Here is a 12,704-nt window from a genome sequence, read left to right on the forward strand (position 1 = left end):
ATCAGAGGGAAGATAGTGGTTCATATTGTACTCCTTTATCCGCTTGGCTTGTGGCTGTGCCACATGACAGCCTATGCAAACGCGCATCGGAAGGTGCCACTGTTAAAATGTCCGTCAAAAAAGCAAAAAAAGGATTGACAAGACTAACTGTAACTGGTATAGTTACAGTATAAAATGAAACAAATAAAGTTACAGTTTAGGACATATACTACAGTCAGGCGATTGCACACTGCCTGCAACAGAAAGGACGATGGATATGACTCCCATTACGATCACGAAAGAGAATTTTGAAGAAGTGGTGCTTCATTCCGACAAGCCGGTGCTGGTGGATTTCTGGGCGCCCTGGTGCGGATACTGCCGCCGAATCAGCCCGGTGCTGGATCAGGTAGCCCAGCAGTTTGACGGCCAGTTGGTGGTAGGTAAGATCAATATTGACGAAGAGCCGGAACTAGAGGAGCAGTTTGAGGTGGAGGTCATTCCCACACTGTTCCTCTTCAAGAACGGGGAGACGGGGGAGCCCATTGTGAACCCTGGTTCCAAGGCTCAGCTCATCGACTGGATGGGATTGTAAGAAGGAGGCGGACGGCATGGCGCATTATGAAATTCTCATCATAGGGGGCGGCCCCGCCGGCTATACAGCGGCCCTGTATGCCGCCCGCAGCGGCCGAAAAACGGCGGTGATTGAGAAGTTATCGCCCGGAGGACAGATGGCGACCACCTCGGTGATCGACAACTACCCCGGTTTCCCGGAGGGCGTGGACGGCTTTGAGTTGGGGGAGAAGATGGAACAGCAGGCCCGGAAATACGGTGCTGAGACCATCTATGCCGAAGTTACGGGGGCGGACTTGACCGCCGTACCCAAGGTACTCCACACCAGCGAGGGGGACCTGACCGCCGACGCGGTTATCATCGCTACCGGGGCCTATCCCAGAGAGCTGGGCCTCCCCGGGGAAAGCGAACTGCGGGGAAGAGGCATTGCCTATTGCGCTGCCTGCGACGGCATGGGCTACCGGGGCAAGGTGGTGGCAGTAAACGGTGGCGGCAACACCGCCGTGGAGGACGCCCTTTATCTCTCCAAGTTGTGCAGCAAGGTCTATCTTATCCACCGGCGTGACAGCCTGCGGGCCTCGGCGGTGTACTACAAGGCCCTGGAGGAGGCCGGGGTGAAGATCGTCTGGAACTCCCGCGTGACAGCCCTGCGCAAGGAAAAACGCCTGACAGGGATCGAGCTGGAGAACGTGGTCACCGGCGAGAAAAGCGAGCTGGCCTGCGACGGTCTTTTCGTAGCGGTTGGCCGGGTGCCTGATACTGCCCTCTTTACTGGGCAGGTGGATACCGACGGAGCTGGCTACCTGGTAGCCGACGAGAGCTGCCGCACCAGCGTTCCCGGCGTCTTTGCTGCCGGGGATGTGCGTACCAAGGCTCTGCGGCAGGTCATCACCGCCGCCGCCGATGGCGCCAACGCTGCCCATTGGGCGGAGGATTATCTGCTGAAACGAGTGTAAAGGAGAAGCCGGTGTCATGAATGGCCTGTTTTGTGTGGCGGTACACGCCCTGATTTATCTGGATAAACGCGGGTGTATGTTGTCCAGTGAAGAGTTGGCGGCCAATATCTGTACCAACCCTGCCCGGGTACGCAAGGTGATGGCCAAGCTGAAAAAGGCAGGGATGGTGACCACGCGCACCGGATCTGACGGAGGCTATCAACTGAATGCCGATCCGGCTGATCTTACCCTGGATGTCGTGGCCGATGCTCTTGAGGTGCGGTTTGTGGAGCCTGCCTGGCATAGCGGCGGTGATATGGACTGCGGCTGCATGGTGGCCTCCGGCATGGCTGGGGTGATGGACCATCTGTTTGACGATTTGGACGGGCAATGCCGGGCCCGTTTGGCCCAGCTCCGTCTCTCTGACTTGGAGGGACAGCTGGAATCCATACAAAAAGGAGATCCTCTATGAATTTGCAGCTTGAGACCGGGGTACCGGTACTCACCGTTTTTGCGCAGGGTCTGCTCAGTTTCTTTTCGCCCTGTGTACTTCCTCTGGTGCCGCTCTATGTAGGTTATCTGGCTGGCGGCGCTCGCACTGTGGACGAGCAGGGGAACATCCGCTATCCAAGAGGCAAGGTGCTGGTCAACACCCTGTTCTTTGTGGTAGGCGTCAGCTTCGCCTTCTTTGTGCTGGGGTTGGGCTTTACCGCAGCAGGACGGTTTTTCAGCGGTAACCAGACTCTGTTTGCCAGGATCAGCGGTATTATTATGATCCTTTTCGGTGTCTACCAGTTTGGCTTTTTTGGGAAAGCGGCCCCACTGGAGAAAGAACACCGGTTGCCTTTCCGTCTGGACCGGTGGGCAATGAATCCTCTGGTGGCCCTGGTGCTTGGCTTTACGTTCAGCTTTGCCTGGACTCCCTGTGTGGGCCCCACCCTGGGCAGTGTATTGCTGATGGCCTCCTCCGCCGCCAGCGCCGGCAAGGGATTTTTGCTCATCGCTGTGTATACCGCCGGCTTTGTGATTCCATTTTTGGCCGTCGGTATATTTACCGGCACGGTACTCAACTTCTTCAAAACCCACCAGAAGGTGGTCAAGTATACCGGAAAGGTGGGGGCGGCCCTGCTGATCCTCATGGGTATCATGACCTTCACCGGCTTTATGAACGGCATCACCGGCTATTTGTCGGGAATAGGGGGAGGGACTGCGGTGCAGCCGCCCAATGAAACGCCTTCCCAGTCGCAAACCGTTACTCCCAGACCGGAGGCAACAGAGACCACTCAGCCGGAACCGTCAGCGGAGCCCACGCCAGAGCCAGAGATTGCCGCCCCCGACTTTACCCTCACCGATCAGTACGGCAACAGCCACACCCTGTCCGACTACAAGGGGAAGACAGTATTTCTCAACTTCTGGGCTACCTGGTGCGGCCCCTGTAAGAGCGAGATGCCTGACATCCAGAAGCTGTATGAGAGTTATGGAGAAAACAGTGAGGATCTGGTGGTGCTGGCGGTGGCCAATCCCGGCGGACAGGATGTGTCTCAGGAGGAGATCGAGCAGTTCCTGGAGGATAATGGCTACACCTTCCCGGTGCTGATGGACGACACCGGCATAACCCTGGCCTATTATGGCATTTCCGCATTTCCCACCACCTTTATGATTGACACAAACGGCAATGTATATGGCTATGTACCCGGAGCCATGACTGCCGACATTATGGAGTCCATCGTGCAACAGACGATGGACAGCGTAGAATAAAGGCAAGGGCCGCCGCAAAATACGGCGGCCCTTGTTATTTTTCCTTCCATCTGTTATGATGATAGATAACTGAAACATGAAGGGGTTTTATTGTGTTTGACGTGATCAAAACCGAGGGAAAAGCCCGCCGGGGCGTCTTTACCTGCGCCCACGGCACGGTGCAGACGCCGGTGTTTATGAATGTAGGCACCCAGGGGGCCATCAAGGGGGCTCTGTCCGCCTTTGACCTGAAGGACATCGGCTGCCAGGTGGAGCTGTCCAACACCTACCACCTCCACCTGCGTCCCGGCGACCAGGTGGTGCGCCAGATGGGGGGGCTCCACAAGTTCATGCGGTGGGACGGGCCTATCCTCACCGACTCCGGCGGATTCCAGGTATTTTCCCTGTCCGGCCTGCGGAAGATCAAGGAGGAGGGAGTTACCTTCGCCTCCCACATCGACGGCCGCCGCATTTTCATGGGTCCTGAGGAGTCCATGCAGATCCAGTCCAACCTGGGCAGCGACATTGCCATGGCTTTTGACGAGTGCGTGGAGAACCCGGCCACCTATGAGTACGCCAAGGCCTCCTGTGAGCGCACCCTGCGGTGGCTCCAGCGGTGTAAGGTGGAGCATGACCGGCTCAACGCCCTTCACGACACGGTGAATCCCCATCAGATGCTCTTCGGCATCAATCAGGGTGCCACCTTCCCCGATCTGCGGATCTGGCATATGAAGGAGACTGCTAAGATCGACTGTGAGGGCTACGCCATCGGCGGCCTGGCGGTGGGGGAGCCCACCCAGGTGATGTATGACATCATTGACGCGGTGGAGCCCCATATGCCGGCGGACAAGCCCCGGTATCTCATGGGGGTAGGTACCCCCTCCAACATCATTGAGGGCGTGGCCCGGGGCGTGGACTTCTTTGACTGCGTCATGCCCGCCCGCAACGCCCGCCATGCCAAGCTGTTCACCTGGTCTGGGGCCATGAACATGCGCAACGAGAAGTACAAGACCGATGAGCGGCCCATCGACCCCGACTGCGACTGCCCGGTATGCCGAAACTTCTCCCGGGCTTATCTGCGCCACCTCTTTGTGGCGGAGGAGATGCTGGCCATGCGCCTGGCGGTTATGCATAATCTTTATTTTTATAACAAACTGGCTCAGCGCATCCGGGACGCCCTGGATGCCGGTCAATTCGCGGCCTTCCGGGCGGAATATTCCGAGAAGCTGGCGGGCCGGATCTAAAACAAATTGTGAATGATGGTGAAAAACCCTTGTCAAAACTTGCAAATGGTTTTATAATGTTCCATTGATGACGCACAGCGTCAAACGTTGAAATCGGAGGGGATTGTATTGACAGCACAGATCACCAACGCGATGTTGTCCAGCACTGGTACAGACGCTGCCGGAGCAGGTAGTATGTTGGGGATGATTCTTCCGCTGGTACTGCTCATCGCGGTGTTTTATTTCCTGCTGATCCGTCCTGAGAACAAGAAGAAGAAGGCGGCTGCCAAGATGCGTTCCGAGCTGTCCGTGGGTGACCAGATCACCACCATCGGCGGCATCGTAGGTACCATCTGCGCGGTGAAGGAAAACACCATTGTGATCGAGACCAGCTCTGACCGGGTACGCATGGAGTTTACCAAGTGGGCTGTGTCCACCCGCGGTACCCAGGCCGTTGAGGAAGGCCCTGGCGAGACCAAGGACACCAAGGACAAGAAGTAATATTAAACGCCCTCCCGGCATAGGTTGCATCAGGAACCTGTGGCAAGGGAGGGTGTTTTTATGCGGAAAAAGGAGGAGGACCAGGGCGCGAAGCTGCTCCGTTGTGCGTTGGGCATTTTGTTGGGTGGACTGTTGGCGTTGGGAGTGTGCCTATTGTTCCTGCTGGGGACCTCTGTGGCTATCTCGAGTGGAGTCATTGGTATGGAACTGACGTATCAGATCACGATTGTGGGCTGCGTGTTGGGCGGATTCTGCGGAGGCCTGCTGACAGTGCGCCGCTGTGGGGGCGGATTGGCCGCCGGACTGGCCACTGGAGCGGTGCTTTTCCTGCTGGTGCTGACTTTGGGCGCCTTGTGCTTCCGGGATGTGACCCTGGAAGCGGGCGGGATCGGCCTGCTGTGCGGCGCACTATGCGGAGGCGCGGTAGCCGGCCTGCTGGGAAGCGGTGACCGCGGCAAGCGGAAAAAACGCAGAAAGCGTTGAAATCAATCGGACGCTATGGTATAATACCTTAAAGTCTCTATTTGGGAGGGAAATCGGAATGAAGCATATCAAGACGCTCAACGGCGCTACTTTGAAGAAGAGCGCCGCCCACGGCGGCTGCGGCGAGTGCCAGACCTCCTGCCAGTCCGCCTGTAAGACCTCTTGCACCGTGGCCAACCAGAAGTGCGAGAATCGGTAAGAAACAACAGGGCAAGGGGTGGGTGAAAGCCCACCCTTTTCCATGCTCTGAGGAAGGAATCAAACATTATGGTACATACCTTTCAATGCCTCGGCGTGCGTATCGCCGTGGATGTAAACAGCGGCGCCGTCCATGTGCTGGACGAGCTGACCTATGACCTGCTCTCCGCCCTGGCGGAGCGGGAGGAGAACGGGGAGAGCCTGGCAGGGGAGCTGCCCGCCGCCCTAACCGCCGCCCTGCCTCAGTATGATCCCGCCGCCCTGGCCGAGGCATGGGAGGAGCTGCGGGAACTGAAACAGGGGGGCCTGCTCTTCGAGGCCGACGACTACATCGACCGGGACAAGGCCGCCTCCATGCAGCAGCAGGCCCTGGTGAAGGCCTTGTGCCTCCACGTCTCCCACGACTGCAATCTGCGGTGCAAATACTGCTTTGCCTCCACCGGCGACTTCGGCACCGGCAAGCGCATGACCATGGACATCGACACCGCCAAACAGGCCATCGATTTCGTCATTGCCAAGTCGGGAAACCGCCGCAACATCGAGGTGGACTTCTTCGGCGGCGAGCCCCTTATGGCCATGGACACTGTCAAGGCCACCGTGGAGTATGCCCGCTCCATTGAGGAACAGCATGGCAAGTGCTTCCGCTTTACTATTACCACCAACGGTGTACTGCTGGACGACGAGAACATCGCATATATCAACCGGGAGATGTCCAACGCTGTGCTGTCTATGGATGGCCGCAAGGAAGTCAACGACGATCTGCGGCCCACCATCAACGGTAAGGGTTCCTATGATGTGATCGTACCCAAGTTCAAGAAGCTCATTGCCGGACGGGGTACCAAGGACTATTACCTGCGCGGTACCTTTACTCGGTTTCACAAGGACTTTGCCGAGGATGTGAAGGCTCTGGCCGCCATTGGCAAAAACGTGTCCGTAGAGCCGGTGGTAGGGAAGGAGACCGACCCCTACGCCATTCAGGAGTCCGATCTGCCCGAGCTGAAGGCGGAGTATGAGAAGCTGGCTGAGTATCTGAAGGATCACCGGGAGACCAACTTCTTTCACTTCAACGTGGATCTCCAGCAGGGGCCCTGTGTCATCAAACGGCTGCGGGGCTGCGGTGCCGGCTGCGAGTATGTGGCCATTACCCCTGACGGCGACATCTATCCCTGTCACCAGTTCGTGGGTAACGAGGACTACAAGCTGGGCAGTGTGAAGGACGGAACCTTCGATAACAGCCTGTCCAGCCGGTTTGCCGGTCTTAACGTCTACACCCGGGAGGAGTGTGCCCATTGCTGGGCCCGCTTCTATTGCTCCGGCGGCTGCTCTGCCTCCAACCTGCTTGTCGGCGGCGACATAAATCACCCCCATAAAGTAGGCTGTGAGCTGGAGCGCAAGCGTCTGGAGTGTGCCATCGCCCTTAAGGCCATTGATGCGGGTATGGATGAGTAAGTTATACAAACAGTAATTATACAAAATGTAATCGCGAGATTTTAGAACGCAGGCCCTGCCTTTTGAACGCTGGATTTTGAAAGGCAGGGCCTGCTTATTTTGCGCTCTGCATCGCCTATCAATGGCACCTGGTCGCATAAGGTTACATAATACGGTATACATAAGTATTCGGCATAATCGACAAAAATAACTTTTTTTCTTGCCGCGTCTTGCACAAAGGCTGCGGTTAAGCTATAGTAATACTACGAAATGAACAAGCAGGTCTGAAAAAAGGGCCCGGCGCATAGGCTTCTTGTGGGAGGTGAAGCATGTGCGCAGGACCATTGTGGCCGCATGGGACGTACCGAAGGACGGTGTCGTTCCCGCGTTGGTCATTCTTTCAGTTTGCTTTTTCGCCGGCGGGTTAGCGGGGTGCTTGTTGGCTGCTCGGGTTGGCGGCGCCGGTGAAACTAGTTTAAATGATTACCTGGAGGCCTTTTTGTTGGCAGCCCAGGAGGGTGCAGTGGATATTCCTGTGCTTTGGAGTCAGATATGGGATACCCTTCGCTGGCCGCTGTTCACGCTCCTGTTGGGGTTTACTGCACTAGGGGTTCTGGGGCTTCCTGTTCTTTTTGGTGTGCGCGGTTTTTTGCTTGCCTTTTCCATTGCTTCCTTTGTCCGGGCTTTCGGCAGCGCCGGCTGGCTGCTTGCCTGTCTGGTATTTGGTATCGGCGGGGTGTTGTCCCTGCCGGTTCTCTTCATAATGGGTGTGCAGAGTCTTCTCTCTGCCCGTGCCTTGGCGGCCAGGGTGCGTGGAGATGGGAAAGGCCGGGTCCTTTGGGGACGGGCCTGCCTGATCCGCTGCGCTATGTGCGGCGGCGCCATTTGTGTGTGTATTCTGTTGGAGCGGACTGTTGTACCCGCTCTTCTGACCGGCGCGGCAGGCGCTCTTTTGAACCGATAGAGAGAAGCGGGAAGGTGTTGGACGGATGGAGTATCTGAATGGTTATGAACGATTTCTGGCAGAGGAAAAAAAGGCATCCCCCAACACATTGAGTTCTTATCTGCGGGATGTGCGCCAGTACCTTAACTGGCTGGAGGAGGCTGGGATTTCTCCGGCCCAGGCCGTTCATGCAGATGTGGAGGCCTACACCCGCAGCATGACTGCGCACGGCAAGTCGGCGGCTACTGTGACTCGGTGTCAGGCTTCTTTGAAATCATTTTATAACTGGCTGATTGAAATCGGACAGGTTGGTGAAAATCCGGCCCGTGGGCTGACGCAGACCAAGGTGGAACGCAAGCTGCCCCATATCCTTACCTCCCGGGAGGTGGAGCTGTTTCTGGAACAGCCCGATCCTACGGATGCCAAGGGGTGCCGTGACAAGGCCATGCTGGAACTACTCTATGCCACCGGCATCCGGGTCAGCGAGCTGATAGGACTGGATCTGGAAAACCTGAACCTGTCTGCCGGTTTTATCCGCTGCGCCAGCCGAGGCAAAGAGCGGATCATTCCGCTGTATCAGGCGGCGGTGCGGGCGCTGCAGAATTACCTGGATCGGGTACGGCCCCAAATGGTGGAGCATCCTGATGAAAAAGCGTTGTTTGTCAACATGAGCGGGGAGCGAATGAGTCGCCAGGGGTTCTGGAAGATCATCAAGCATTACCAGGAGAAGGCGGGAATTCAAAAGGATATCACTCCACATACCCTGCGGCACTCTTTTGCCGCTCATTTGTTGGAAAATGGCGCTGATCTTCACTCCATTCAGGAGATGCTGGGCCATGCGGATATTTCTTCCACCCAGATTTATACTCAACTTGTAAGTCAGAAGCTGAAAGATGTGTACAACAAGGCCCATCCCAGAGCGTAACAGGCACCGGCCGCGGAAACCGCGGCCGGTGTTTTGCGTCCCACGGTGGGCCAATTCCTCCTTGCGCCCGTTCTGTGGCCGTGATACAATATTTTCTGTATGGAAAACAGGGAGGAAACCGACGCTATGCTGATTTTAGGCATCGACCCCGGCTTTGCCATCGTGGGCTTTGGCCTGGTGGAGGCGGCGGGAGGAAAGACACGACTGGTCCAGTGCGGGGCCATCACCACCCCGGCGGGGGAGACCCTGCCCGCCCGGCTCCTCCAGATCTCTAATGATATGGATCAGCTGCTGGAACAGTTCCGGCCGGACGCCATGGCCATCGAGGAGCTGTTTTTCAACAACAACATCACCACCGGCATCGGCGTGGCCCAGGCCCGTGGGGTGCTGCTGCTGGCAGCGGAGCGTCATGAGGTGCCTATCTATGAGTATTCTCCCAGCCAGGTGAAGCAGGCGGTGGTGGGTTACGGCAAGGCGGAAAAACGGCAGGTCATGGATATGACAAAACGGCTATTGAATCTGAAAGCTGTGCCAAAGCCGGACGACGCCGCTGATGCGGTGGCCATCGCCCTGTGCCATGCCCGCTCGTTTACCTCCCGCCTCCAGAGTCCCGACGCCAACCGGCCGGGCAGCGGCCGGTACGCCGTGCGTAAAGATTAGGAGCTGCGCGAATTATGTTTTACTATGTCAAGGGAATTGTAGTCCACACCGCCCCCTATCTGGCGGTCGTCGACTGCGGCGGGGTGGGCTACGCCTGCCGCACCACCAATAACACGCTGGCCCGACTGAAAAAAGGGGAGAGCGCCAAACTGTTCACCTACCTGAACGTCCGGGAGGACGCCATGGAGCTGTACGGCTTTGCCACGGAAAACGAGCTGAACTGTTTTCAGCTGCTCATCTCCGTGTCCGGTGTGGGGCCAAAGGCGGCATTGTCCATCCTGTCCTCTGCCACCCCCGAGTCCTTGGCCATGAGCATCATCACCGGGGACGAGAAGGCCCTCACCGTGGCCCAGGGCATCGGCAAGAAGATTGCCCAGCGCATCATCCTGGAGCTGAAGGATAAGCTGGCCAAGGGCCAGATCAGCCCGGGCGGTGAGAGCTACGGTGGTACCGGGGTCACGGTGATCCCGGAGAACAAGTCCTCCGAGGCCGCCGCCGCCCTGGCGGTGCTGGGCTACTCCCAGACCGAGATTGGTATGGCTCTCAAGGGCATTGACGTGGATACCCTCAGCCTGGAGGATATCATCAAGCAGGCCCTCAAGAAAATGATGAAGGGGTAATCCCCCGAAGGGAGGAGCTATTATGGCCAAACTGGAACGGGATCTCTCCGGCAGCTTTGACCGGCTGCTGGACTATCTGCACGACGGGATTTTGAACGGCAGCTCCTCCGCCAGCTGGGAGGACAGCAGCGATTACCGCAACGGTTCCTTCCGGGTAGCTGTCCGGGTGTATGAGCGGTACAGCTTTATGGGGGGCAACCGGGTGAGCCTTAACCTGACCCTGGTGGGCAACGGCCCCCATCTGTTCCTGTCCGCCATCACCTCCGGCGGCAGTCAGGCCATGCTGTTTAAGATCAACACCCTGGGAGAGGAAGCTTTTCTGGATAAGCTGGAAGAACTGCTGGATGGGTGGCAGGGCTAAAACCCATCTATCTCGGAGAGGGGGAACGGTATATGGAACGTTGGATCGCCCTCTGGGTACAGTTAGCCGTGGTCCTGCTCTGCCTGCTTCTGGGTATCCTCTTCTCCAAAGGAAAGGGAGCCTTCCTCATCGCGGGCTATAACACAGCAGGCCCCGAAGAAAAAAAGGACTACGATGAAAAAGCCCTGTGCCGCTTTATGGGCAAGCTAATGTTTGCCATAGGGGGATGCTATAGCCTGATTGCGCTGGGTACCTTTCTTGAGCAGATGGCCCTGACTTGGGCGGGCATTGGGCTGATCCTGAGCCTGGTTATCTGGGCTGTTATCTATGCCAATACGGAAAACCGGTTCCGAAAAGGGAAGTGAGACTTTGAGCATTGCATTTTCTGAAGACGGATTTGAGACTGAGGAGCCTCTGGTGACCACATCTCTCACCCGGGATGACGAGAACGAGGGTTCCCTGCGGCCCAAGACCTTAAACGAATATATTGGCCAAGCCAAGGCCAAGGGCAACCTGGAGGTGTTTATCCAGGCCGCCAAGATGCGGAACGAGCCGTTGGATCATGTGCTGCTCCACGGCCCCCCGGGCCTGGGCAAGACCACCCTCTCCAACATCATTGCCAACGAGATGGGGGTCAACATCCGCATTACCTCCGGTCCTGCCATCGAAAAGCCCGGCGATTTGGCGGCCCTGCTCACCAATCTGGCGGAAAACGATATCCTGTTCGTGGATGAGATCCACCGGCTCAACCGGTCGGTTGAGGAGATCTTGTACCCCGCCATGGAGGACTTCGCCATCGACATCATCATCGGCAAGGGGCCGTCTGCCAACTCCATTCGGCTGGATTTGCCCAAGTTCACCCTCATCGGGGCCACTACCCGGGCGGGACAGTTGTCCGCGCCTTTGCGGGATCGGTTTGGGGTGACCCTGCGGCTGGAGCTATATACCCCGGAGGAACTAGCTCTCATCGTCACCAGATCTGCGGGCATTTTGGATGTACCCATCGAGGCTGACGGCGCTATGGAGATCGCCAAGCGTAGCCGGGGTACCCCCCGTATTGCCAACCGGATGCTCCGCCGGGTGCGTGACTTTGCCCAGGTACGAGCGGGAGGCGTTATCACCAGAGGGGTAGCCGATGCGGCCCTAACTGCCCTGGAGGTGGATCACCTGGGGCTTGACGCCATTGACCGGCGTATGCTGAGCAGTATTATTGAACACTACGGCGGCGGCCCGGTGGGCCTGGAGACCTTGGCGGCTACTATCAATGAGGAGGCCGTTACTCTGGAGGATGTGTACGAGCCCTATCTGATGCAGATGGGCTTCCTTACCCGCACGCCCAGAGGTCGCTGCGTTACCCGGCGGGCCTACGAACACCTGGGTCTCTCTGTCCCGGGTGGAGCGGGTATGGAGCAGCTGAGTTTTTAAGATACGGGTGCGGTATTGGAAGCTGTAGGCGGGGCCTGTGCAATGAAAACTGCATAGCTTTTGTCAAATGTCATAAAAAATTGGCGAGAAAACTGAAATATTTCTAGGTAATCGCTTGACAAAATCAGGCATTAACGCTTATAATGTGCAAGGAGAAACGGCATGAAAGCTGACCATTTCCAATCTTCAGAGCCAGATGATGAAACGCTGTGTTTGTTAGCTGCCTCTGGAGATCGCCAATCGGAAGAAACGCTGGTGGTACGTTACAATCGCTTGGTGCGTATTTGCGCCCGACCTTATTTTTTGGCCGGCGGCGACAGCGAGGACCTGATCCAGGAGGGAATGGTGGGTTTGCTGGCTGCTATCCGGGAATATGACCCGGAGAAGGCAGCTTCTTTTCGCACTTACGCAGAGGTGTGTATCAAAAACCGCCTGTTTTCCGTTATCAAAGCAGCAGCAAGAGATAAGCACATACCGCTGAACAACTCAGTCTCGTTCGGAACCCCTCTTTTTAGTGGGAACGGCGATCCATTGACCTTTGACGCATCCGACGGACAGGGAACAGATCCCGAAGAAATCTTCCTGAGCCGGGAATCCTTCCGTGAACGTCTGGAGTCGCTGATGGGACAGCTGTCCGGTTTCGAGGCAAGCGTACTTCGGTTGTATCTGAACGGTTTGTCCTACTCCGAAATTGCAGCCGAGGTAAATAAGTCCCC

17 protein-coding genes are annotated in these 12,704 nt (G+C 57.0%); all 17 read left to right on the forward strand.

The features are described 5' to 3' along the window. Positions 1-256: 256 nt before the first annotated feature. Positions 257-571, forward strand: a complete 315-nt coding sequence (trxA, locus tag Q0K43_RS07655; RefSeq protein ID WP_297289964.1) for a thioredoxin — start codon at positions 257-259, stop codon at positions 569-571. 16 nt (positions 572-587) lie between these two features. After that, the gene (trxB, locus tag Q0K43_RS07660; protein WP_297289965.1) at positions 588-1,505 is read left to right on the forward strand and encodes a thioredoxin-disulfide reductase; all 918 of its coding nucleotides are present in this window, start codon (positions 588-590) and stop codon (positions 1,503-1,505) included. Positions 1,506-1,521: 16 nt separating this feature from the next. Continuing rightward, positions 1,522-1,956 (forward strand): RrF2 family transcriptional regulator, encoded by a 435-nt coding sequence (locus Q0K43_RS07665; RefSeq protein WP_297289966.1) that lies wholly within the window; start codon positions 1,522-1,524, stop codon positions 1,954-1,956. Further along, positions 1,953-3,242 (forward strand): cytochrome c biogenesis protein/redoxin, encoded by a 1,290-nt coding sequence (locus tag Q0K43_RS07670; protein WP_297289967.1) that lies wholly within the window; start codon positions 1,953-1,955, stop codon positions 3,240-3,242. Before Q0K43_RS07665 ends, Q0K43_RS07670 begins: the two co-directional genes overlap by 4 nt. A gap of 92 nt (positions 3,243-3,334) precedes the next feature. Further along, the gene (gene tgt, locus Q0K43_RS07675) at positions 3,335-4,465 is read left to right on the forward strand and encodes a tRNA guanosine(34) transglycosylase Tgt (protein WP_297289968.1); all 1,131 of its coding nucleotides are present in this window, start codon (positions 3,335-3,337) and stop codon (positions 4,463-4,465) included. A 174-nt stretch (positions 4,466-4,639) separates the two neighbouring features. Further along, positions 4,640-4,945 (forward strand): preprotein translocase subunit YajC, encoded by a 306-nt coding sequence (gene yajC, locus Q0K43_RS07680; protein ID WP_366086166.1) that lies wholly within the window; start codon positions 4,640-4,642, stop codon positions 4,943-4,945. A gap of 60 nt (positions 4,946-5,005) precedes the next feature. After that, positions 5,006-5,428 (forward strand): TIGR04086 family membrane protein, encoded by a 423-nt coding sequence (locus tag Q0K43_RS07685; RefSeq protein WP_297289969.1) that lies wholly within the window; start codon positions 5,006-5,008, stop codon positions 5,426-5,428. Between the two features lie 58 nt (positions 5,429-5,486). Further along, positions 5,487-5,627, forward strand: coding sequence for a six-cysteine ranthipeptide SCIFF (scfA, locus tag Q0K43_RS07690; RefSeq protein ID WP_087188745.1), 141 nt, complete (start codon positions 5,487-5,489; stop codon positions 5,625-5,627). Positions 5,628-5,695: 68 nt separating this feature from the next. Next, positions 5,696-7,075, forward strand: a complete 1,380-nt coding sequence (scfB, locus tag Q0K43_RS07695) for a thioether cross-link-forming SCIFF peptide maturase (protein ID WP_297289970.1) — start codon at positions 5,696-5,698, stop codon at positions 7,073-7,075. Between the two features lie 310 nt (positions 7,076-7,385). Next, a complete protein-coding gene (locus Q0K43_RS07700; RefSeq protein ID WP_297289971.1) occupies positions 7,386-8,018 on the forward strand; it encodes a stage II sporulation protein M in 633 nt (210 codons plus the stop codon). A gap of 25 nt (positions 8,019-8,043) precedes the next feature. Continuing rightward, positions 8,044-8,922 (forward strand): site-specific tyrosine recombinase XerD, encoded by an 879-nt coding sequence (xerD, locus tag Q0K43_RS07705; protein WP_297289972.1) that lies wholly within the window; start codon positions 8,044-8,046, stop codon positions 8,920-8,922. 126 nt (positions 8,923-9,048) lie between these two features. Continuing rightward, positions 9,049-9,582: a crossover junction endodeoxyribonuclease RuvC gene (ruvC, locus tag Q0K43_RS07710; RefSeq protein WP_297289973.1), complete on the forward strand. Its 534-nt coding sequence runs from the start codon at positions 9,049-9,051 to the stop codon at positions 9,580-9,582. A 14-nt stretch (positions 9,583-9,596) separates the two neighbouring features. Next, the gene (gene ruvA, locus Q0K43_RS07715; protein WP_297289974.1) at positions 9,597-10,202 is read left to right on the forward strand and encodes a Holliday junction branch migration protein RuvA; all 606 of its coding nucleotides are present in this window, start codon (positions 9,597-9,599) and stop codon (positions 10,200-10,202) included. 22 nt (positions 10,203-10,224) lie between these two features. Then, entirely contained in the window at positions 10,225-10,563 is a 339-nt protein-coding gene (locus Q0K43_RS07720) for a DUF6054 family protein (protein WP_297289975.1), read from the forward strand. A 32-nt stretch (positions 10,564-10,595) separates the two neighbouring features. Continuing rightward, entirely contained in the window at positions 10,596-10,928 is a 333-nt protein-coding gene (locus tag Q0K43_RS07725; protein ID WP_297289976.1) for a DUF3784 domain-containing protein, read from the forward strand. 4 nt (positions 10,929-10,932) lie between these two features. Further along, positions 10,933-11,988 (forward strand): Holliday junction branch migration DNA helicase RuvB, encoded by a 1,056-nt coding sequence (ruvB, locus tag Q0K43_RS07730; protein WP_297289977.1) that lies wholly within the window; start codon positions 10,933-10,935, stop codon positions 11,986-11,988. Positions 11,989-12,150: 162 nt separating this feature from the next. Further along, on the forward strand, positions 12,151-12,704 hold a 554-nt coding region (locus tag Q0K43_RS07735; RefSeq protein WP_297289978.1), incomplete at its 3' end, for a sigma-70 family RNA polymerase sigma factor.

Source organism: uncultured Flavonifractor sp., from assembly GCF_944383115.1.
In the GTDB taxonomy this organism is placed as follows: domain Bacteria; phylum Bacillota; class Clostridia; order Oscillospirales; family Oscillospiraceae; genus Flavonifractor.